Here is a 21,690-nt window from a genome sequence, read left to right as displayed (position 1 = left end):
AATAGTTAAAGTGCAGCGGCGCACCGTAATCGGTGCGCCGCTGGCGGTGATCCCCTCCAGGATCCCCGGAAGACCCCCCTTCCGGTCCGTCTACCGCCGGCTCAAGGAGCGGCGGTATCCGAAATCTTTATCCGAAGCGTCCGGAGACGTAATCCTCGGTGGCCTTCTGCTCCGGGTTGGAGAAGATGGCTGCAGTGTCGTTGTACTCGATGAGCTTGCCCGGCTTGCCGGTGCCCGCAATGTTGAAGAACGCGGTCTTGTCGCTCACGCGTGCAGCCTGCTGCATATTGTGGGTCACGATCACTACGGTGTAGTCGTTCTTCAGCTCGTTGATCAGGTCCTCGATAGCCAGGGTGGAGATCGGGTCCAATGCCGAGCAAGGCTCATCCATCAGGATCACGTCCGGCTTGACCGCAATGGTGCGGGCGATGCACAGGCGCTGCTGCTGGCCGCCGGAGAGTCCCGAGCCCGGCTTGTCCAGGCGATCCTTGACTTCGTTCCACAAGTTGGCGCCGCGTAGCGACTTCTCGACCAGGGCATCGGCATCGGACTTGGAAATCCGCTGGCCGTTCAGCTTCACTCCGGCGAGCACGTTGTCCTTGATGGACATGGTCGGGAACGGATTCGGACGCTGGAAGACCATGCCGATCTGGCTGCGCACGGTGACCGGGTCGACGCCGGCGCCGTACAGGTCATCGCCGTCCAGCAGGACCTGGCCCTCGACGCGGCCGCCCGGGATGACCTCGTGCATGCGGTTCAGGGTGCGCAGGAAGGTGGACTTGCCGCAGCCCGAGGGGCCGATGAAAGCGGTGACGGACTTCGGCTCGATGTTGATCGAGACGCCTTCAACGGCGAGGAACTTGGAGTAGTAGACGTTCAGGTCGTTGACGTCAATGCGTTTTGCCATGATGTAATCCTTGAAAAGTTCGGGTTTGTCCGGACCGGAGCCTTAGCTCAACGGCCCTTCTTTGGGGCGAAGATCGAAGCGACCAGGCGGGCGATGAGGTTCAAAGCCATAACCATGAAGATCAGCAGCAGGGCAGCAGCCCAGGCGCGCTGCACCGACGGGTCGATGTTCGTCGGGCTGGTCGGAGTCAGGATCTGGTAGTAGATGAACGTCGGCAGCGTGGACATCCAGTTTGCGAAGACGTTCATGTTGATCTGGCTTGCGATGCCTGCGGTGACCAGGATTGGCGCGGTCTCTCCGATCACGCGGGCGATGGCCAGGGTGACGCCCGAGGCGATGCCGGAGATCGCGGTCGGGATGACGACCTTCAAGATGGTGCGCCAGCGGCGCACGCCCAGCGCGAAGGAAGCTTCACGCAGTTCGTTGGGAACGATCTTGAGCATTTCCTCGGTGGAGCGGACCACCGTTGGGATCATCAGCACGCTCAACGCGACCGCCGCGACGATGCCCATGCGGGCGTTCGGACCCAGGATCATGCCGAAGAAGGCCGCTGCGAACAGGCCGGCAACGATCGAAGGAATGCCGGTCATCACGTCGACGAAGAAGGTGATCGCCTTGGACAGCGCCTTGCCCTGCCCGTATTCCACCAGGTAGACAGCGGTCAGCATGCCCACTGGAACGGAGATCAAGGTGGCCCACAGGGTGATCAGCAAGGTGCCCATCACCGCGTGGTACGCGCCGCCGACTACCGGGGTGCCATTGGCGACGGATTCATTGTCCACCGCGCCGGTCACGCCGTTCATGGAGCTGAACAGGAAGTGGCTGTTCAGGCCCGGCATGCCCTTTTCCAGCACCGTATAGAGCACGGATACCAGCGGGATCACGGCGACGATGAACGCCGCGTAGATCAGGTAGGTCCACATCGCGTTCTTGCCGCGGCGCTTGCCTTCAGCTGCGGTGGTGATCACGGAGGCGGCCACCAGGAAGATGAGCGCCGAGTAGATGGCGAAGGAGGCAACGTTGAAGCCGGTCAGCGTGGACGCTGCCGCGCCGACAATGATGGCGCCTGCGGCGATCGCCCAGATGGCCCACTTCGGCAGCTTGCCCTTGGCCAAGGAGTTGCGCTTGCGCACCGGTGGAGTCGGGACCCCGGGCCTGTTGCTCTGGTTAGTAGTCATGGTGCTCATCAGTTAGCTCCCGAGAATTCCTTGTGGCGGGCGATGATTCCACGAGCGATCATGTTCACGACCAGGGTGATCAGGAACAGGACCAGGCCGGCGGCGATCAGCTCTGCCAGGCGCAGGCCGAAGGCCTCAGGGAAGTTCAAGGCGATTTCCGCGGCGATCGTCTGGTTGCCGGTCTTGATCAGCGATGGGATCAGGTTGCCGGTGGAGAGCACCAGCGCAACGGCCATGGTCTCGCCCAAGGCGCGGCCCAGACCCAGCATGACGGCGGAAATGATGCCCGGACGGGCGAACGGGATCACCGCGGTGGTGATCATTTCCCAGCGGGTTGCGCCCAGTGCCAGCGCGGCTTCCTCGTGCAGCTTGGGAGTCTGCAAGAAGATCTCGCGGCTCAGCGAGGTGATGATCGGCAGCACCATCACGGCCAGCACGATGCCGGCGGTGAGCATGGTCTTGCCGGTCTGGCTGGCGGGGCCTTCGAAGATGGGGATGAAGCCCAGATTCTTGGCCAGCCATTCGTAGCCTGGAACCAGAGCCGGAGCGAGCACCATGTAGCCCCACGCGCCGTAGATCACCGAGGGGATCGCGGCGAGCAGATCGATCAGGTAGCCCAGCGGGCCTGCGACCTTGCGTGGAGCGAAGTGCGAGATGAACAGCGCCACGCCGATGCCGATCGGGGTGGCGATCAGCAGCGCGATAGCCGCTGCGATCACGGTGCCGATAACAATCGGCCAGATGTAAGCGAAGAATCCTGCGCCGCCGGAAATCTCCGCCGGATCGGCGAAGAACGTCGGCAGGGCTTGGATCAGCAAGAAGACCGCGACCGCGAAGAGCGTGATCAGGATCAGGACACCGGCGCCCAGGGCGGCACCGGAGAAGATCTTGTCACCAGCGCGGCCGGAAGTCGATGACTTGCTTGTCAAAGCATTGGTAGTCATGGCTAGAGCCTTTACGAAACGGGGGTGGTGCAGTTTTCACTGCGGGGGTGGAGGGGTACTGCTGGTGCGGGTGGGTGAGTTCGTCCACCCGCACCTGGTGCCGGTTGCCCGGCGGGGTACTACTCGGCGACGGTGATGCCGTCGATCGACTTCTTTGCCTTCTCGGCAATGGCTGCCGAGATCGGGGCGTTGCCTGCCGAAGCCTGCGCGGTCTTCTGGCCATCTTCGGAGATGACGTAGTTGCCGAAGGCCTTGACCAGATCGGCTGTTGCCTGGTCCTTGTAGCTGCTGCAGAAGATGTGGTACGAAACCAGGACGATTGGGTAGGTGCCCGCTTCGGTGGTGTCGCGCTCCAGGTCCAGAGCCAGGTCGTTCTCGGCTGCGCCTTCAACTGGGGTTGCGGTCTCCAGGGCCTTGGCAGCTGCTTCAGCAGAAATCTTGGTGTATTCCTCGCCGACCTTCACGTTCACGGTGGACAGGCCGCCCACTGCGGAGAAGTCGGCGTAGGTGATTGCGCCGTTGGTGGAGGTGGTGGTCGAAACCACGCCAGAGGTGCCCTTGGCATTCTCCGACTGGATGTCGCTTGGCCAGTCGCCGGAAACATCGTAGCTCCAAACGTCAGCCGCTGCGGCCTTCAGGTACTCGACGAAGTTCTCGGTGGTACCGGACTCATCATTGCGGTGCACCACGGTGATTGCGGTGTCCGGGAGTTCAACGCCTTCGTTCTGCTTGGCGATAGCCTCATCGTTCCACTTGGTGATTTCCTTCTTGAACACCTTGGCGATGGTGGCTGCGTCCATGTTGATCTCTTCAACGCCTTCGAGGTTGAAAGCGATCGCGATCGGCGAAACGTAGGCCGGGATGTTGAATGCGCCTTCTGGGCCGCAAACTTCCTTGGCCTTTTCGGCTTCGTCTTCCTTCAGGTATGCATCCGAGCCGGCGAACTGCGCGCCACCTGCCAGGAATGCTTCGCGGCCTGCGCCGGAGCCATCTGGCGAGTACTGCACGTTGGCTTCCGGGTTGGCGGTCTTGAAGCCGGTGGTCCATGCTTCCATGGCCGAGTTCTGGCTGGATGCGCCGATGCCGGTCAGGGTTCCGGTGACACCGGATGCTGCCGACGCCTCGGCACCTTCAGAACCTGCTGCGGCGGTTGGGTTATCCGAGCCGCAAGCGGTCAGCGCGAGTGCCGCTACGGAAAGAACAGCAGCTGCGCTGCCAAAGCGATTGAGCTTCACGAGATTTACTCCCCATGTTGGTAGATCGATGTAAAACCTTCAGCGGCGTCTTCCCGCTTCATCTACGACGTTAAAGATCGAAAGTAACCAGCTCCCCCGGCAAAGGTGAACATAAGGTTAACAACATACCCGAAGCCAAGTGATCCTGCTCACCAGCGCAATATCCCGGCAGCTTCTGCCACCTGCCGCCGAACACGTGGAAGACTGAAGCCATGGCAACTGGGCGGAAAGTGAAGCGCATGCCAGCGCATCTATTCGGATTCATAGCGCAGCGCAATCGCGCTGGGCTGATACGCTCGCGCAACTCCCTGCCTAGAATCCTGCGCATGACGCTTGGCGCAATCGGAGCCTTTTGGATCGCCGAAAGCATCTGGGGACATTCCCAACCGATTTTCGCAGCCACCAGCGCGCTGGTTTCCCTGGGCTTCGGCGCCTCCACCACCGTGCGCAAAACCGCCGAAGTCGCCCTGGGGTGCACCCTGGGGGTGGCGCTGGGCGATACCCTCATGCACTGGTTCGGGCAGGGGATCTGGCAGGCCGCACTGGTGATGTCGCTGAGTCTGGTCATTGCCCGCTATTTGGATTCCGGTGCCATCTTCTCCACCCAGCTGGGCATGCAATCGGCACTGGTAGTGCTGCTGCCCATCAGCGCGGATGGGCCATTTGCCCGTTCCATCGATGCCCTGACCGGGTCCCTGCTTGCCCTGCTGGTGATTATTTTCTGGCCTACCGACCCGCGGCGCAGCCCGGTGTCCGCGTTATCGGATCTGTTCAAGGAGCTCTCCGAAGCGCTTTTGGAATGCGCCTGGGCCATCCGCGACGATGACCGGCGCGCAGCCTTCCACGCACTGATCAAGGCTCGCGGAACCCAGAAGTACCTGGATATGCTGCCAGCCGCCTTCCGCGCTTCGAAGGAAATCGCAACGATTTCCCCCACCGGGCGTCGCCACCGCCATGAACTGAACCGGCTATCCAAGCGTTTCAACCACTACGACTGGGCCGCCCGCAACTCGCGGGTCTTCGCCCGGCGCCTTGCTTCCGTGCTCAGCAACAGCGCACTGACCCCGGAAGGCGCGCAAACCTTGGCTCCCCTGATGCGCGAGCTATCCGAGGCGGTCAACACCTTGGCGCACTCGGTGCGCGAAACCACGGTGGCTGGCCAACGCAAATACGAGAAGGCCGCCCAGCTGCAGCTCGAAGGCGTCGCCGCCCAACTGGATCCGCGCGCCCTGGGAGTTGAGGGGCTCCAGGGCGAAGGCCTGGTCTTGCTGCTGCGCCCGATGGTGGTGGATCTGCTCGAAGCGGCAGGCCGCGAACACGAAGAAGCCATCGAAGTGCTGCCCAAGCTGTCCTGAACGAAAATGTCCGCATAGCTCGATAGCATTGAGCCATGGCCAAAACCTCCACTCGCAGCAAGTCTTCCGCATCGTTCAAATGCTCTGAATGCGGGTGGACCACGATTAAGTGGGTGGGCCGCTGCGGCGAATGCCAGGCCTGGGGCACTGTCGAAGAAGTGGGTGTCGTCTCCGCCCGTACCGTAGCCGCGGCCAAGGTGGCCCACCCAGCCAAGCCGATCGCGCAGATTGACGGCTCCGAAGCGGCCTTCCGCCCCAGCGGCGTCTCCGAACTTGACCGCGTGCTCGGTGGCGGCCTGGTTCCGGCAGCCGCGATCCTGCTGGCCGGCGAACCTGGCGTGGGCAAGTCCACGCTGCTCTTGGACGTTGCCGCGAAAGCCGCGCAAACCGGCTTGCGCGTGCTCTATCTAACCGGTGAAGAGTCCGCCGCGCAGGTAAAGTCCCGCGCCGAACGCATCAACGCCATCGCCGATACGCTGTTCCTGGCCGCCGAAACCGACCTGGCTCTGGCCTTGGGGCAGATCCAGGAGATCGATCCGCAGCTGCTGATCCTGGACTCGGTGCAGACCTTCTCCTCGGCAGAGGTGGACGGCGCTGCCGGCGGCGTTTCCCAGGTGCGCGAAGTCGCTGCCTCGATCATCAACGCGGCCAAGACCCGAGCCATGTCCACCATCATGGTCGGCCACGTGACCAAGGAAGGTTCGGTCGCCGGCCCACGGCTGCTCGAGCACCTGGTGGACGTGGTCTGCCAGTTCGATGGCGAGAAGCATTCGCGGTTGCGCATCCTGCGCGCGCTGAAGAACCGCTACGGAGCCACCGACGAGGTGGGCTGCTTCGATTTGAATGAAGACGGCATTGAATCGCTGACCGATCCTTCCAAGCTTTTCGTCACCCGAACCCGCACCCCGGTGCCGGGCACCTGCATCACCGTCACGATGGAGGGCCGCCGGCCGCTGGTTGCCGAGGTGCAGACCTTGCTCTCGCGCAGCAATGCCCCTGCTGCCCGCCGGGCCACCAGTGGCTTGGATGCCGCGCGGGCGCAAATGGTTGTGGCGGTGCTGCAGGCCCGCGCGCATATGGATCTGTCGTCCATGGACTCGTATATCGCCACCGTGGGTGGCGTGAAAATTGCCGAACCCGCCTCGGATCTGGCCTGCGCGCTGGCATTGGCTTCTTCGATGAATGAATTCCCGCTGCCGCAGGACTTCGTGGCCTTCGGCGAAGTCGGCTTGGCCGGCGAAGTTCGGCAAGTACCGGAAATCTCACGGCGCATCACCGAGGCGCAGCGTCTGGGCTTCTCTTTCGCGATGGCTCCGGCCACCCCGGAACCGTTGAAGAATATCCCCGAGGGCATCCGCGTATTCCAGGTGGAGAACATCGCGCAGGCGCTGGATATTGCGTTTAACCAGCGACAGAAGCCCGCAGGATAAACTTGATTGTTGCTGCCCGCCGAAAGGACGCAAGTTGAAAGCGCACCCAACCCCCGGATTCCTTGCCGTTCTGGCCCAGATTGCCCCGGGTACCGAGCTCGCCCAGGGTCTTGAACGGATCCAGCGCGGCCGTACTGGCGCTCTCATAGTGCTGGGCCATGACAGGCTCGTGGAGTCGATCAGCTCCGGCGGCTTCAGGATCAACACCGAATACACGCCTACACGCATCCGCGAACTGGCCAAGATGGACGGCGCGATCATTCTGGACGGCACAGGACGCCAGATCCAGCAGGCCGGCGTGCAGCTGATGCCGGATGCGCAGATTGAAACCCAGGAGTCCGGCACCCGCCACCGCACGGCAGAACGCGTAGCCGCGCAAACCGGGTTCCCGACGATTTCGGTTTCGCAGTCCATGCAGACCATCACCCTCTATGCCGACGGCGAGCGCCATGTGCTCGAGCCAGCCGAGCGCCTGCTGGCCCGCGGCAACCAGGCTATTGCTACCTTGGAACGGTACCGCCACCGCCTGGACCAGGTCACCAGCGCCCTGTCAGCTGCGGAAATTGAAGATGTCGCCACCGCGCGGGAAGTGCTCGCTGTCTTGCAGCGCACCGAGATGCTGCGCCGTACCAGCGAAGAAATCTCCCGCTACGTGCTGGAGCTGGGCATCGATGGACGCCTGCTGGCGGCCCAGCATGCGGAATTGCTCTCCGGCATCCAGGCGGATAACCAGTTGCTACTGCGGGACTATTCCGACGCGGAAGGCCAGGAGCTGGATATCGAGCGTGCCCTGGAGACGCTGCATGAAGTTTCCGATGCCCAGCTCATTGAGCTTGATGGCCTGACCAAGATCCTGTTCCCGCACTCCACCATTGGCCAAGACGACCAGCTGACCCCGAAGGGCTACCGCCTGCTTTCGCAGATCCGCACGGTGCCCAAGCTGGTCGGGGACCGCCTGGTGGCGTCCTTCGATAACTTGCAGCTGCTCATGGCAGCGTCCACCAGCCAGCTCATGGAAATCGAGGGCGTCGGCGAGCAGCGTGCACGCTCCATCCGGGAAGGGCTGGCCCGCATGGCCGAATCCTCGCTGCTGGATCGCTACATCTAGGCCTTTTCACTCCAAGGTGAAGGTGACCGGCTCCGAAACGAAGTCGCCGATAGCCGCGGTGAACTTGTAGGTTCCCGGACGCGGCTGCACGCTGACCGACTTGCAACCGGGAGCGGAACGCTCGCGGTTCCAGGTGAAGCGCGCGTTCTCCTTCTGCCCCGGCTTGAAGGCCAGGTTCACATCTTCTGCGCCGTCCAGGCAATCGATGGTGGAGAAGATGCGGTCCGCGCCGCTGGAAACCAGGAACTCCTGCTGCGTGGTTCCGACGTTCAATTCGCATTCGCGCTTGGAAACATTTTCGATGCCCAGCAGCAAGGTCGGCTTCTTGTCCGAGGCGTAGCTTTTCGCATCGGTAGTCGCAGTAATCTCGACCTCGTCGCTCTTGCACTTCTTGGCCGCAGCTTCGTCGTCTTCCGGCTCTGGCGATGGCGAAGGAACCGACTGGGTTTGCTGGGCGCTTGGCTCATTGTCTGCAGTTTTCTTCTCATCAGGGGAGAACAATCCGGCCAGCGCAACGACGCCCCAGACAAGCAGGCCGACGAGCACCAGGGCAAGTACTGCCACGGTGATCCGCCTGCGCCGGTAGACGCTGGCCGATGGTTTCCCCCCTGATACGTTGCTCATGGCTTAAGGCTAATTCATTTGCCTGCCCGAAGCCGGTAATGGCGTAGGATCCGGGGCAAATCACGTTCTGCAATCCATTCCCGCTGATTCCGGGCGGACGGTGCGCTGGCTTAGAGTGGTGGGGTGCAGCAAATCCACAACACCATCAACACCTGGTACCTAGAGAACGCCCGCGACCTGCCTTGGCGACGCCCCGGAGTGAGCGGCTGGGAAGTCATGGTCAGCGAGTTCATGCTCCAGCAGACTCCGGTAGTTCGTGTCTTGCCGGTTTGGGAAGAATGGATGCGCCGCTGGCCACGGCCGCAGGATCTGGCTGCGGAACCGCTGTCCGAAGCACTGAAAGCGTGGGGACGGCTGGGCTATCCGCGGCGCGCGCAGCGCTTGCATGCCGCCGCCGTGGAGATCACCACCGAGTACAACGGCGAAGTCCCGCGCACCGAAGCCGAGCTCCTGGCCTTGCCGGGCATCGGCTCCTACACCGCGGCCGCCATTGCCTGCTTTGCCTTCGGCGAGCGCACCGTTGTCGTGGACACGAATATTCGCCGCGTGCATGCACGGCTCTTCGGCGGCATGGCATTGCCCGAGCCAAGCCCGCGCGCCAGTGAATTCGCCCGGGCTGGAGAAGTCCAGCCCGAGGATCATCAGGCAGCGAATCTGTGGAATATTTCGGTAATGGAACTCGGTGCCCTGGTGTGCACCGCTCGCAGCCCGAAGTGCGAGCAATGCCCGGTCTTCCAGCAGTGCGCATGGATTGCCCAGGGGCAGCCGGCCCCGCACTACATCCCGAAGGGACAAGCTTGGAAGGGTACGGACCGGCAGGTCCGCGGCGCCATCATGGCGATCCTGCGCGAGCATGAGCAGGCGGTGCCAGAGCAGTCCTTCCTGGCCGAACTGTCCCATGAATCGCATGCAAGGTATGTGGCGCTTGACCAACTGCAAGCACCATTGGAGCAGCGTGAACGGGCACTGGCCGGGCTGCTCAAAGATGGCCTGGCGATCGCCGAAGAAGATGGAATCCGCCTGCCTTCGTAGCATCGGCCCGGAACGAGCCAGAAGCGGCTAGCTTTATGCCCTGATGCCTACCTATGCTTAGCCCATGAACGCTTCAGTTGATCCGGCCGCTGCTGTTCGCCACGTAGCCAAGCACCCATGGTTCGAACGCGCCGCACGCCTGGGATACGTCGCCAACGGCGTACTTCACGCAACCGTGGGAATCCTCGCAGCTTTCGTCGCTGCCGGCGGCAAGGCGGAAGCCGATCAGGGCGGAGCCATGGGCGCCTTGGCCGAGCAGCCTTTCGGCATGGTCTTGCTGTGGATCTGCGCAATCGGCGCACTATTGCTGGGCCTATGGTCCTTGGCGCAGGTCTTCTTGCCCGAAAACGAGCTGAAGGGCAGGCTCAAGTCCGCGGCCATCTCCGTATCATTCTTGGCTGTCGGCTTCACCTTTGGGCGGTTTGCGGTAGGAATTCCCAGTGATTCGGGAAAGACTGCCACCAGCTTCAGCGGAGAAATGATGGAGACCGGCCCTGGCCGGGGGTTGCTGATCGCCTTGGGCCTGGGGCTGCTGGCCATGGCTGGCTACTACATCTACAAGGGTGCCACCCGGAAGTTCTTGAAGGATCTCTCCGGTTCCGGAAATACCGAGGTATCGCGCGCGATCAAGTACTCGGGCATGCTGGGCTATCCTGCCAAGGGCGTAGTCCTCGGTGCCGTGGGCCTGCTCTTCATCGTGGCCACGGTACAGCGCGACCCGGAAGAGGCCAGCGGCATTGATGGCGCGCTGAAGGCCATCCAGGATCAGCCGTTTGGGCCGGTTGCCCTGGTTGCTATCGGTGCGGGCCTGGTTTGCTACGCGCTGTACCTGGTATTCCGTGCGCGCTACGACCGGATGGACTAGAAGTATCAGTCCAGCGTAATAATCATGCGGGTGTTGCCCAAAGTATTCGGCTTCACGCGGGCGAGGTCCAGGAATTCAGCAACGCCCTCATCCCGGGAGAGCAGGATCTCCTGGTATACCGCTGGATCCACGGCGCTCTGGTCAGCCATCACCTTGAAGCCTTGGCGTATGAAGAAATCCACTTCGAAGGTCAGGCAGAAGACGCGGCCAACCCCGACTTCCCGGGCACGTTCCAAGAGTTCGGAGAGCAGGACATGGCCTACGCCCTTGCCACGCAGCTCGCCCGAGGTCGCCAAGGTACGGATTTCGGCGATGTCTTCCCAGATGACGTGCAAACCGCCGCAGCCGACAACATTGCCGTCCGCGTCCTCGGCAACCAGGAATTCCTGGATGGACTCGTAGTAGGTGACCGCTTCCTTATCCAGCAGGATCCGTTCCTCGGCCAACGGGCGCACAAGATTGCGGATAGCGTTGACATCACTGGTTCTGGCTGAGCGGACGGTAAAAGAGTTCACGTTCTAAATCCTATGCCCCACCGTTTGCAGAATCGAAGCAGATGCCGGATATGTCATTGAAGGAACATCCCGCAACACGGCGTGCCAAGATAAACTTGAACATTGAAGTCGCATTGGAGCAAGGATGAGGATGCCAGCTAGAACAGCACGCCCCGGATTCGGGTTGCTTGCCATCCTCCTATCCGCCGTCGGCATCGCTCCCCTGCTTAATTACGGGTTGAACGCCACCAGCGACCTGGTCATCAGGGATTTGGGAATCACCGAATCCCAGTTCGGCCTGTTGGCGACAGTGTGCTTCGGCTGCGCCGCACTGGGTAACGCCGTCTTCGGGAAGTTCTCCGACAGGCAACCGGATACCAGGCTGATCCTGCTGATCTTCGGCACGACGGCGGTCGCGCTGGGCTTGGCAGCCATTCCCGCAGGCTACGTCTTGCTCCTGGCGGCTTCCGGCCTGGCCGGCTTCGCCCAGTCATTCCCCAACGGGGTCACCAACCGCATTCTGGCCCAGCGCGTCCCTAGTGCCCAGCGCATCACGTGGACTGGCATCAAGCAGTCTGGCGTGCAGGTTTCGCAGCTCGTAGGCAGCGTGGGGTTCCCGCTGCTGGCTGCATTCATTGGCTGGAACGGAGCATCGCTGGCCGGCGCCGTGCTCGCCGCGGTCCTCGCGGTGATCGCTGTACGGGTTATCCGCGCATCCCCCATGCTCGCCGCGCCTGCCCCGCAGAAGGCGGCAGCGGGCGCGAGCCAGCCGGTGGCTGCGGCCGCCCCCTCCACGAAGTTCGTCATTTTTGCGCTGGCCCTATTCGGTTTCATCAACGGTGTCGGCGTACAGGCAACCAACGTCTACCTGGCGCTCTTTGCGGTCCGCGAGCTGGACTTCTCCTTGGTGGCTGGCGGCCTGACCGCCGCGGTCGCTGGCGTCATTGGCGTTTCCGCCCGCGTCGGATGGGGGCAGATGATGTCACGCGGCGTATCAGCGCCTAAGCTCTTGCTGCTGCTGGCGTCGCTGGCCACTGCGGGCGGTGCCAGCTTCCTGATGGCCCAGCAGCTGCACTCGGTGGCCTTGCTCTGGCTAGCGGTCTGCCTGCACGGGGCCTCGGCCCTGGGAGTTTCGGTAGTGCTGATGGCGGGCTTGCTGCGGGTGATCCCCGCAAGCCGCCTGGGAAGTGCCAGCGGAATCGTCTCGGCGGGCCAGTTTGGCGGTTTCACCGTGGGGCCCTTGGCCATGGGCCTGCTGGTCGGCTCGGCCGGTGGCTTCACCGCGGGCTGGATCACCGTCACCGGGATCTACCTGTGCTCAACGGTGCTGGGTGCATTCCTTGTCCTGCGAGCCAGGAACCGGGGCTAGCCGGTGGATGCCGAAGCGCTGAAAACCCTGGCGCACCTGCGCCGGGCCAGGGACCTGATGGACCGGCACTATGCGGAACCATTGGATGTGCCTGCGTTGGCCCAGCGTGCTTCCATGTCTCCTGCTCATTTTTCCAGGGAGTTCAAGCGGGCCTATGGCGAAACCCCGCATGCCTATTTGCTCACCCGCCGTATCGAGCGCGCCATGCATCTGCTGCGCGCATCGGTCTCGGTAACAGATGCTTGCATGCAAGTGGGATGGACCTCTCTGGGTTCCTTCAGCACGCGCTTCACCGAAGTGGTCGGCGAAACTCCCTCGTCATACCGGGAACGGGACCATTCAGCCACCGAGCAGATCCCTGCCTGCATCGCCAAGATCCTTTTGCGTCCCGAGAGATTCTGAGCAGTTTTGAAGAAGCGCTATCTGGTCGGCGCTCCCTAGGCTGGAGCCATGGCAAGCATTTCAATCAATCATGTCCCTTTGACCGTGCTCGATGTGGATGAGGCGCTCGCGTTCTACCGCGATGCGCTGGGCTTCACGGTCCTCTCCGATGTCGCCAACGGCGGCTTCCGCTGGGTGTCCCTTGGCGGCTCCGACGGCGCCGGCACCAGCCTGGTGCTTTCGGCTCCGGGCGCTGGCCGGTCAGCTGCCGATGCGCAGGCCTTGGCCGAGCTGGTAGCCAAGGGCGCGATCGGCCCGCTGGTGCTGTCCACCAATGATCTGGACAAGGTCTTTGAAACTTTGAGCGCGTCGGGCGCTGAAGTCCTGCAGGAGCCAATGGACCAACCGTGGGGTCCGCGCGATTGCGCCTTCCGCGATCCTTCGGGAAATATGGTCCGTATCAACCAAGCAGTTCAGGGAGAAGAAGCATGAGCAGTTCAGAACAAGAAGGCTTTTCAGCCGCCGAGAAGGCCGCGATGAAAGAGCGGGCCGCTGAGGTGCGCACTTCGAAGAAGCGCATGACCAAAGCCGAGAAGGCGGAACAGGCCCGCAAGGAAGTGGAAGAGAAGATTGCTTCCTTCGAGGGCAACGACAAGGTGCTTGCGCAGAAGCTGCACCGGATCATCACCGAGACGGCTCCGGAATTGGAGCCGAAAACCTGGTATGGCATGCCCGCTTACGCTTTGGACGGCAAGATCTTGTGCTTCATGCAGGATGCCAAGAAGTTCGGTACCCGCTACCTGACTTTCGGCTTCAACGATGTTGCGCAGCTGGATGAGGGCACCCTATGGCCCACCTCGTTCGCCATTACCGCGCTTGATGGGCAACTCGAAGAAATGCTTGCCGAGTTAGTAGCCAAGGCGGTGGCCCGCTAAGCCCAGCACGCCCGGAGGGAATCGATTGCTCTTCAGGCGTCGAGGCTTTCTTGCTCCGCCTGGGGCAATGCCTTTGCCAGCAGCGAGGCGGAAAGCGCGAAGACCCCGATCAGCCCAAGCAGTCCCATGCCAATAGGCAGGGTGCCTTGCTGCGCGGCGTCTTCTCCCATGGCAGCGAGAAGCATGGCAGCGCCCAGTCCGAGGATTCCGAAGCCAGCGGCCAGGAAGCAGACCACAATCGATTTCGGTCCCGGGTTCCAGTGCCCCAATGAGGTGAAGTCGCGGTAGACAATGATGCCGATGGCAATACTGAGCGTGCCCGCGGCACCAATCACCAGCACCACCAGCCACGTTGGGCCGTATCCGGCTCAGTCGGTGCCGGCATGGCGCACCAATTGTCCAGGAAGCTGGGGACGGAGGAGAAGGTACAGGGCTGAATAGGCCATGACTGCGAGGCAGGAAGCGGCAATCAGCTGTTGCCCTTTGCTTCGTTTCTTCATGTGTTGAGCCTACGACATGGCCGGATTAAAGCCAATAGCCGTGGAACTGAACGTTGTCAGTTCCACGGCTATGGGTTATGCCTCTGCGGCCTAGCTTTCCAGTGCTGCCGGTGCCGGCTCGCCTTCCAGCTGGCCGGTGCCGCCTTCAGCGTGGAAGACGAACTTGCGGCTCTCGCCTTCGCCCTCGACGTCGACGGTGACCTTCTGGCCCGCAACGATCTGGCTGAAGAGGATGCGCTCGGAGAGCTGGTCCTCGATATCGCGCTGGATGGTGCGGCGCAGCGGGCGGGCACCCATTGCTGGATCGTAACCGCGCTGGGCCAGCAGGCTGCGGGCAGCCTGGGTCAGCTCGATGGTGATCTCGCGTTCTTCCAGGCGCTTGGCCAGGCGTGCGATGAACAGGTCGACGATTTCTTCGATCTCGTCCTGGTTCAGCTGCGGGAAGACCACGGTGTCATCAACACGGTTCAGGAATTCAGGGCGGAAATGCTGACGCAGTTCTTCCTGGACCTTGGCCTGCATGCGCTCGTAACCGGTCTTGGTATCCGCGGCCGACTGGAAGCCGGTCATCACACCCTTGGAGATGTCGCGGGTACCGAGGTTGGTGGTCATGATGATGATGGTGTTCTTGAAGTCCACCACACGGCCCTGGGAGTCGGTCAAGCGGCCGTCTTCCAGGATCTGCAGCAATGAGTTGAACAAGTCGGCATGCGCCTTCTCGACCTCGTCGAAGAGCACTACGGAGAACGGACGGCGGCGGACCTTCTCGGTCAGCTGCCCGCCCTCTTCGTAGCCGACGTAGCCCGGAGGAGCACCGAAGAGCCGGGAAACGGTGTGCTTCTCCGAGTATTCGGACATGTCCAGGGTGATCAGCGCGTCTTCTTCACCGAAGAGGAACTCTGCCAGCGCCTTGGCCAGCTCGGTCTTGCCTACACCGGTTGGGCCGGCGAAGATGAACGAACCACCTGGGCGGTTCGGATCCTTCAGGCCTGCACGGGTACGGCGGATCGCCTGGGAGATGGCCTTGATCGCCGAGTCCTGGCCGATGACGCGCTTGTGCAGCTCGTCTTCCATGTTCAGCAGGCGCGTGGACTCTTCCTCGGTCAGCTTCACAACCGGGATGCCGGTTGAGTTGGCAAGTACCTCGGCAATAAGGTCCTCAGTCACCTCGGAGACTTCGTCCATGTCGCCATTGCGCCAGGACTTCTCCTTCTCGTTGCGGGCCTCAATCAGCTTGGATTCCTTATCGCGCAGCGAGGCAGCCCCTTCGAAGTCCTGCGCGTCAATCGCAGCTTCCTTCTCCAGGCGCACGGTGGCGATTTCCTCGTCCATTTCCTTCAAGGCCGGAGGAGCGGTCATGCGCTGGATGCGCAGGCGTGCGCCCGCCTCGTCGATCAGGTCCACGGCCTTGTCCGGCAGGAAGCGATCGGAGATGTAGCGGTGCGCCAGCGTGGCAGCGGCCTGCAGTGCACCATCGGTGATGGTCACGCGGTGGTGCGCCTCGTAGCGGTCGCGCAGGCCACGCAGGATCTGCGTGGTCAGCTCTACCGAAGGCTCCTTGACCTGGATCGGCTGGAAGCGGCGCTCAAGCGCTGCATCCTTCTCGATATTCTTGCGGTACTCATCCAAGGTGGTGGCACCGATGGTCTGCAGTTCGCCACGAGCCAGCATCGGCTTGAGGATCGACGCGGCATCGATGGCGCCCTCGGCGGCACCAGCACCAACGAGGGTGTGGATCTCGTCGATGAACAGGATGATATCGCCACGGGTGCGGATTTCCTTGAGGACCTTCTTCAGGCGTTCCTCGAAGTCGCCGCGGTAGCGGGAGCCGGCCACCAGGGAACCGAGGTCCAGGGTGTACAGCTGCTTGTCCTTGATGGTCTCGGGCACATCGCCACGCACGATCGACTGGGCCAGGCCCTCGACGACTGCGGTCTTGCCGACACCAGGCTCGCCGATCAGCACCGGGTTGTTCTTGGTACGGCGCGAGAGGACCTGCATGACGCGTTCCATCTCGTGCTCGCGGCCAATCACTGGATCGAGCTTGCCCTCGCGGGCAGCTGCGGTGAGGTTGCGGCCGAACTGGTCGAGCACCGCCGAGCCTGCCGGGGTGCCTTCCTGCTGTCCGCCCGAGCTGACGCCAGCGGAGGCAGTTTCCTTGCCGCCCTGGTAGCCCGAGAGCAGCTGGATGACCTGCTGGCGCACGCGACCGAGGTCAGCACCCAATTTCACCAGGACCTGGGCTGCGACGCCCTCGCCCTCGCGGATCAGGCCGAGCAGGATGTGCTCGGTACCAATGTAGTTATGCCCCAGCTGCAGCGCTTCGCGCAGCGAGAGCTCCAAAACCTTCTTGGCGCGAGGAGTGAACGGGATATGACCGGAAGGCGCCTGCTGGCCCTTGCCGATAATCTCCTGAACCTGCTCACGAACGGCACCCAGCGAAATATTCAGCGACTCAAGCGCCTTTGCGGCGACACCGTCGCCTTCGTGGATTAGACCGAGCAACAGGTGCTCGGTGCCGATGTAGTTGTGGTTGAGCATGCGCGCCTCTTCTTGGGCGAGCACGACAACTCGACGGGCACGGTCGGTAAATCTCTCAAACATCTTCGGCACACTCCTTGCTTACCAATAATTCGATGCTACGCACCAAGCGCCGGCAATGCGCCCTTGTTCGCCACAGGGATAACCGAAGCGGTCCCCTGGTACCGGAAATCCGTAATTGAGGTGCAATTAATTTCCGGATTTACTTGGCTCACCAATATTGCGATGTTCAATGAAAGTATTGGATGAATTACGAACGTCGTTATAAGAATAAGAGCCGGCACGCATTGCGTGCCGGCTCTTATATTGAGACTTGTTGAAAACCCCGCAAATTACTTCGCGCGGTTTCGCCCGCCCTTGCGCATTGCAGCATTGTAGGCATCTACAACTTCTGCATTAAGGCGTCCGCGTGCGTTGACCTTGATGTTGTTTTCCTTCGCCCATGCGCGGATTGCTGGAGCTTCGCTCGCTGCAGTCTGCTTCGACGAGCGCGCCGCATCGATGTACGGCTCGATGGCTGCATGGAACTGAGCAGCATGCTCGTCGTTCAGGTCGATTTCAAAATGCTGACCAGCGACGCTGAATGCAATAGATTCAGTCGCCTCGCTACCATCAATATCGTCGATCAGGGCAATTTGAACCTGACGTGCCATTTAGGAATTCCTCCGAGCTTGAATGTACTGGACCAACTGACATTCGATCATCAGCCCATTTCAAACAACAAGCATATACAAATAGCCGCACTAAACTCTAATTATCATCAGAATTCACAAGGTTCTTTCAGGAAAGACTAATTCTCGTTTACTGGATTATTAGAATCCGAGCGATTTTGAATTAGCGCATCAGCTTCAGCTTCAGCTTGGCGTTCTTTTCGATCCGCGTTTGTAATTGCTTTCATCACGTACCAGAAAAGCAGCGCCAGGCCGATTGTCGGGACGATCGCCTCAATATATGGCATTCCTATGCCTCCGGCTTTAGGAGTGGGAACAGAATAGTTTCACGAATACCGACGTTGGTGAAAAGCATAACCAGACGATCGATACCTAAACCGATACCGCCCATCGGCGGTGCACCGTATTCCAATGCACGAAGGAAGTCTTCATCAAGCTGCATTGCTTCTGGGTCGCCGCCAGCAGCCATCAGGGACTGCTCGGTCAGGCGCTCGCGCTGGATCACCGGGTCAATCAGCTCGGAGAACGCGGTACCGCGCTCCATGCCGCCGATGACCAGGTCCCAGGCCTCGATGACTCCCGGCTTCGAGCGATGCGGGCGTGCCAGCGGCTGTGCCAGTGGCGGGTAGTCGCACACGAAGGTCGGGTCGATCAAGGTCGGCTCGACGATTTCGCCGAACAGCTCGATGACCAGCTTCTGGGCGCCCCAGGCTGGATCGATCTTCACTTCGTGCTTCGCAGCGACTTCGCGCAGTATCGAAGCTTCGGTTTCCGGGGTGATCTCCACGCCGACAGCTTCGGACAGGCCAGGGTAGACGCTGACCCAGCGCCATTCGCCGTCCAAGTTAGCGGTGCCCTTGGGGGTCTCGATGGTGCGGCCGGCGCCAATGGCATCAGCGGCATTGAGAATGATTTCCTTGATGCGATCGGCCATGACGTACTGGTCGGCGTAGGCTTCGTAGGATTCCAAGGTGGTGAATTCCGGCGAGTGGGTCGAGTCGACACCCTCGTTGCGGAAGATGCGCCCCACCTCGAAGACGCGGTCGACACCGCCAACGACGCACCGCTTGAGGTACAGCTCGGTTGCGATGCGCAGGGTCATTTCCTGGTCAAAGGCGTTCAGGTGCGTCTTGAATGGACGGGCCGAAGCGCCACCGTGAACCAGCTGCAGCATCGGGGTCTCAACCTCGACGTAGCCGCGGTTCTCCAGGGTGTTGCGTACGGCGCGGACGATCGCGGCGCGCTTGAAGACCATTTCGCGGGCCTCGTTGCGCACGATCAAATCGGCGTAGCGCTGGCGCACGCGGGTCTCTTCATTCAGATCGGCGTGCAGCACCGGCAGTGGGCGCAGGGCCTTGGAAGCCATTTCCCAAGCGTCTGCCATGATGGACAGCTCGCCGCGGCGCGAGGAGATGACCTTGCCGGTCACGAACACATGGTCGCCCAGATCGACGAGCGACTTCCACTGGGCCAGGCGCTCTTCGCCAACGTTGGCAAGCGAGAGCATGACCTGCAGGCGAACCCCTTCGCCCTTCTGGCCGCCTTCCTGCAAGGTGGCGAAGCACAGCTTGCCGGTGTTGCGCATGAAAACGATGCGGCCGACAATGCCGACGACGTCTTCGGTCTCTTCACCAGCTTCGAGGTGCTCGTACTTGTCGCGGATTTCCTGCAACGAGTGGGTGCGAGCTATGCCTACCGGGTAGGCTTCCTCGCCCTTGGCCAGCAGCTGGTTGCGCTTATCGGTGCGCACCTGTCGCTGGTCGTTTGGATCTGGGGCCTGTGCGGAATTATTTTCGGAAGTCACAATAGACCATTCTACGTGTCATGGCGTGCAGTTGAAGCCCTTCATGATCAGCCTTACACAGTGATCTTGGCCCGTAACGCAGGATAGGGCAGGGGCAAAGCTGGCTTTGCCCCTGCCCTATCCATTCAGTTATGCGGTTTACCAGATTTCTACGCGGTCAGCTGGATCCAGCCACATGCCATCGCCGGGCTTGGTGCCGAAGGCCTCGTGGAAGGATGCCAGGTTCTTCGGAACCTGGTTGCAGCGGAACTCCCCGGGTGCATGCGGGTCGGTGGTCACGCGTACCACCGCGGTCTCCGGACGAATCAGCGTGCGCCAGCATTCGGCCCAGGAGTAGAAGAAGCGCTGGTCTCCGGTGATGCCGTCGATCACTTCATCTTCCTGTATGCCAAGGGCGGCCAACTCGAGCTTGTAGGCCTTGTAGGCAATGCCCAGGCCACCGAGGTCGCCGATGTTCTCGCCCAAGGTCAGTGCACCGTTGACGTTGTGTTCCGGGGCTTCTGAAGGGGACAGCGCGTTGTACTGGTCCACCAGCTTGGCGGTCAGCTTCTCGAAGGAAGCCCGGTCCTCATCGGTCCACCAATTGGTCAACTGGCCAGTGCCATCGAACTGCGAGCCCTGGTCATCGAAGCCGTGGCCGATTTCGTGGCCGATGACCGCGCCGATGCCGCCGAAATTCGAGGCGATGTCGCGGTTCACGTCGAAGAATGGCGGGCGCAGGATTGCCGCTGGGAACGCGATTTCATTCAGCAGCGGGTGGTAGTAGGCGTTCACCGTCTGGGGGAACATGAACCACAGTTCGCGATCCACGCCGTCATCGATCTTCTTCAATTCACGAGCGAACTCGAATTCGTTCGCCGAGGCAATATTCGCGATGACGTCCAGTTCATCAGCCTGGATGGCAGAGTAGTCGATCCATTGGTTCGGGTAGCCGATCTTCGGACGGAACTTGGAAAGCTTATCCAGTGCCTTTTCGATGGTCTCCGGGCCCATCCAGGACAGTTCGCTGATCGAGATGCGGTAAGCCTCGATGAGCCGTTGAACCAGCGCGTCCATGGCGTCCTTGGCCTCTGCAGGGAAGTGCTCAGCCACGTACAGCTGCCCGATGTCTTCGCCTACAGCACCTTCGGTGAATGCGACACCTCGCTTCCAGCGTTCCTTGAGCTGTTCCACGCCACCGAGCTTGGCCGAGTAGAAGGAGAAATTCTCATTGACGAATGCGCTGGACAAGTAGGGAGCGAACGAGCGCAGCACCTGGACCCGCAACCAGTTCTTCCAGGCATCCAGCGGCTGGGAGCCGAATAGCTCAGACAATCCCTGAAGGTAGCTTGGCTGCCAGACGACAACTTCGCTGTAGTACTTCGGCTCAATGCCGGCGCCAGCCAGCCAGGTCCTCACACCCGGGAAAAGCGCGGAAAGCTCCTCATCGGACATCAGGTTGTAGCGTGCCTGAGCATCGCGGACCTTGACCCGGTCCCAGTGATGCGAGGCCATGGCCTTCTCGAGCGCTACGACATGTGCGGCCGCGGCTTCGGCATCAGCAATACCGCCAAGGGCCAGCAGGCGGCCAAGGTGGTCCTGGTAGTCGGATACGGTTTCAGCGAACTGCTCTTCGCGATAGTAGGACTCATCAGGCAGGCCCAGTCCGCCTTGCAGGAAGGTCAGCAGGTTCCGGTCCGGATTGCCGGCGTCGTTCATCGCGCCGATATCCATGAAGCCGCTGATGCCTTTGCGCTGGAAGAAACCGCATACTTCGAGCAGCTGTTCGGTGCTCTGGATATCCGAAATAGTATTCAAGAAGACAGCAACCGGATCGGCACCGCGTTCTTCGATAACGGCTTCATTCATGAATGAGCTGTAGAGGCGGGCAATGCGCTGGGTGGCGGCGTCAGTTTCTGCACCGGAATCGACCTTCTGCACTGCTTCATTAATGATTCCGTGGACCGCAGCCTCAGCCTGGTCGCGGAGTTCCATGAAGGAACCGTAAATTCCTTGATCTCCTGGAATTGTTGCTGTCTCGAACCACTTGCCATTGCTATGGCGGTAGAGATCGTCCTGGGGACGAATTGAATCGTCGCGGTATGTCAGTGGACTCGTAGTCTCGGTGGTCAAGGAAAGCCCCTCGTGTAGAAGATCTTGTTATTTCTACTACACACCTTATCTACTTCCATGAAGATAGGAAGGGTGAGGACGGCCGATGCGCGTACGGCTTAAATAGTCAAGTTAAACAGGTGAGGCCCCGGCACCAAACGGTACCAGGGCCTCAAACCATCTACTCAAGTTAAGTCCGGCGGTGACCTACTCTCCCACACCCTCA

General features: G+C 61.3%; 22 protein-coding genes. 9 read left to right on the top strand and 13 right to left on the bottom strand.

Features of this window, described 5'->3' with window-relative positions; translation table 11 throughout:
• Positions 1-127: 127 nt before the first annotated feature.
• The 4 genes from pstB to pstS all read right to left on the bottom strand — a co-directional run bounded on the left by pstB (position 128) and on the right by pstS (position 4,264).
• Positions 128-907 carry a phosphate ABC transporter ATP-binding protein PstB gene (gene pstB / locus ACIOTN_RS17730; protein ID WP_105659000.1) on the bottom strand — a complete coding sequence of 260 codons (780 nt, stop codon included), beginning with the start codon at positions 905-907 and terminating at the stop codon, positions 128-130.
• Positions 908-954: 47 nt separating this feature from the next.
• Complete coding sequence (gene pstA / locus ACIOTN_RS17725) at positions 955-2,094, bottom strand: phosphate ABC transporter permease PstA (RefSeq protein ID WP_105662705.1); 1,140 nt, start codon at positions 2,092-2,094, stop codon at positions 955-957.
• Positions 2,094-3,029, bottom strand: a complete 936-nt coding sequence (gene pstC, locus ACIOTN_RS17720; RefSeq protein WP_105659002.1) for a phosphate ABC transporter permease subunit PstC — start codon at positions 3,027-3,029, stop codon at positions 2,094-2,096. The genes pstA and pstC overlap by 1 nt, the downstream gene beginning before the upstream one ends.
• 119 nt (positions 3,030-3,148) lie before the next feature.
• Positions 3,149-4,264, bottom strand: coding sequence for a phosphate ABC transporter substrate-binding protein PstS (pstS, locus tag ACIOTN_RS17715; protein WP_105659003.1), 1,116 nt, complete (start codon positions 4,262-4,264; stop codon positions 3,149-3,151).
• 326 nt (positions 4,265-4,590) lie between these two features.
• On the opposite strand from pstS, the gene ACIOTN_RS17710 reads away from it, so the two are divergent.
• From ACIOTN_RS17710 to disA, 3 genes are read left to right on the top strand one after another with little or no spacing between them, the layout of a single operon-like run.
• Positions 4,591-5,619, top strand: coding sequence for an aromatic acid exporter family protein (locus ACIOTN_RS17710; protein WP_286134711.1), 1,029 nt, complete (start codon positions 4,591-4,593; stop codon positions 5,617-5,619).
• A 35-nt stretch (positions 5,620-5,654) separates the two neighbouring features.
• Positions 5,655-7,049: a DNA repair protein RadA gene (gene radA, locus ACIOTN_RS17705; RefSeq protein WP_105659005.1), complete on the top strand. Its 1,395-nt coding sequence runs from the start codon at positions 5,655-5,657 to the stop codon at positions 7,047-7,049.
• Between the two features lie 34 nt (positions 7,050-7,083).
• Entirely contained in the window at positions 7,084-8,157 is a 1,074-nt protein-coding gene (disA, locus tag ACIOTN_RS17700; RefSeq protein WP_105659006.1) for a DNA integrity scanning diadenylate cyclase DisA, read from the top strand.
• Between the two features lie 6 nt (positions 8,158-8,163).
• Here disA and ACIOTN_RS17695 read toward each other — a convergent pair whose 3' ends face one another.
• Positions 8,164-8,781 carry a hypothetical protein gene (locus ACIOTN_RS17695; RefSeq protein WP_402735838.1) on the bottom strand — a complete coding sequence of 206 codons (618 nt, stop codon included), beginning with the start codon at positions 8,779-8,781 and terminating at the stop codon, positions 8,164-8,166.
• 123 nt (positions 8,782-8,904) lie between these two features.
• Here ACIOTN_RS17695 and ACIOTN_RS17690 point away from each other — a divergent pair, with 123 nt between their 5' ends.
• Together ACIOTN_RS17690 and ACIOTN_RS17685 are read left to right on the top strand one after the other, a co-directional pair.
• Positions 8,905-9,813: an A/G-specific adenine glycosylase gene (locus tag ACIOTN_RS17690; RefSeq protein WP_402474070.1), complete on the top strand. Its 909-nt coding sequence runs from the start codon at positions 8,905-8,907 to the stop codon at positions 9,811-9,813.
• 64 nt (positions 9,814-9,877) lie between these two features.
• Positions 9,878-10,678, top strand: coding sequence for a DUF1206 domain-containing protein (locus tag ACIOTN_RS17685; RefSeq protein ID WP_400291534.1), 801 nt, complete (start codon positions 9,878-9,880; stop codon positions 10,676-10,678).
• A 5-nt stretch (positions 10,679-10,683) separates the two neighbouring features.
• Here ACIOTN_RS17685 and ACIOTN_RS17680 read toward each other — a convergent pair whose 3' ends face one another.
• A complete protein-coding gene (locus ACIOTN_RS17680) occupies positions 10,684-11,193 on the bottom strand; it encodes an amino-acid N-acetyltransferase (protein WP_105659010.1) in 510 nt (169 codons plus the stop codon).
• Positions 11,194-11,323: 130 nt separating this feature from the next.
• Here ACIOTN_RS17680 and ACIOTN_RS17675 point away from each other — a divergent pair, with 130 nt between their 5' ends.
• The 4 genes from ACIOTN_RS17675 to ACIOTN_RS17660 are packed head-to-tail and all read left to right on the top strand — an operon-like array spanning position 11,324 to position 13,857.
• Positions 11,324-12,541, top strand: a complete 1,218-nt coding sequence (locus ACIOTN_RS17675; RefSeq protein WP_402474067.1) for an MFS transporter — start codon at positions 11,324-11,326, stop codon at positions 12,539-12,541.
• A gap of 57 nt (positions 12,542-12,598) precedes the next feature.
• Positions 12,599-12,943 (top strand): helix-turn-helix transcriptional regulator, encoded by a 345-nt coding sequence (locus ACIOTN_RS17670; protein WP_219844379.1) that lies wholly within the window; start codon positions 12,599-12,601, stop codon positions 12,941-12,943.
• Positions 12,944-12,991: 48 nt separating this feature from the next.
• Positions 12,992-13,414, top strand: a complete 423-nt coding sequence (locus ACIOTN_RS17665) for a VOC family protein (RefSeq protein WP_105659013.1) — start codon at positions 12,992-12,994, stop codon at positions 13,412-13,414.
• Positions 13,411-13,857, top strand: a complete 447-nt coding sequence (locus ACIOTN_RS17660) for an iron chaperone (RefSeq protein WP_105659014.1) — start codon at positions 13,411-13,413, stop codon at positions 13,855-13,857. Before ACIOTN_RS17665 ends, ACIOTN_RS17660 begins: the two co-directional genes overlap by 4 nt.
• A gap of 32 nt (positions 13,858-13,889) precedes the next feature.
• Here ACIOTN_RS17660 and ACIOTN_RS17655 read toward each other — a convergent pair whose 3' ends face one another.
• The 7 genes from ACIOTN_RS17655 to ACIOTN_RS17625 all read right to left on the bottom strand — a co-directional run bounded on the left by ACIOTN_RS17655 (position 13,890) and on the right by ACIOTN_RS17625 (position 21,485).
• Positions 13,890-14,201, bottom strand: coding sequence for a hypothetical protein (locus tag ACIOTN_RS17655; RefSeq protein WP_402735837.1), 312 nt, complete (start codon positions 14,199-14,201; stop codon positions 13,890-13,892).
• Positions 14,202-14,225: 24 nt separating this feature from the next.
• Complete coding sequence (locus ACIOTN_RS17650; protein ID WP_402735836.1) at positions 14,226-14,357, bottom strand: hypothetical protein; 132 nt, start codon at positions 14,355-14,357, stop codon at positions 14,226-14,228.
• Between the two features lie 90 nt (positions 14,358-14,447).
• On the bottom strand, positions 14,448-16,961 hold the full coding sequence (locus ACIOTN_RS17645) for an ATP-dependent Clp protease ATP-binding subunit (RefSeq protein WP_105659016.1): 2,514 nt from the start codon (positions 16,959-16,961) through the stop codon (positions 14,448-14,450).
• 269 nt (positions 16,962-17,230) lie between these two features.
• Complete coding sequence (locus tag ACIOTN_RS17640) at positions 17,231-17,551, bottom strand: Lsr2 family protein (protein ID WP_105659017.1); 321 nt, start codon at positions 17,549-17,551, stop codon at positions 17,231-17,233.
• 137 nt (positions 17,552-17,688) lie between these two features.
• Positions 17,689-17,856, bottom strand: a complete 168-nt coding sequence (locus tag ACIOTN_RS17635; protein WP_166650875.1) for a hypothetical protein — start codon at positions 17,854-17,856, stop codon at positions 17,689-17,691.
• Positions 17,857-17,858: 2 nt separating this feature from the next.
• Positions 17,859-19,373 (bottom strand): lysine--tRNA ligase, encoded by a 1,515-nt coding sequence (gene lysS, locus ACIOTN_RS17630; RefSeq protein ID WP_402735835.1) that lies wholly within the window; start codon positions 19,371-19,373, stop codon positions 17,859-17,861.
• 138 nt (positions 19,374-19,511) lie between these two features.
• Positions 19,512-21,485: a M13 family metallopeptidase gene (locus ACIOTN_RS17625; protein WP_105662699.1), complete on the bottom strand. Its 1,974-nt coding sequence runs from the start codon at positions 21,483-21,485 to the stop codon at positions 19,512-19,514.
• Positions 21,486-21,690 lie beyond the last annotated feature (205 nt).

The sequence above is a fragment of the Glutamicibacter sp. NPDC087661 genome, from assembly GCF_044743275.1.
GTDB lineage: Bacteria > Actinomycetota > Actinomycetes > Actinomycetales > Micrococcaceae > Glutamicibacter.
The sequence above is the reverse complement of the archived record's forward strand: the minus strand, read 5'-3'. Positions and strand labels throughout refer to the sequence as shown.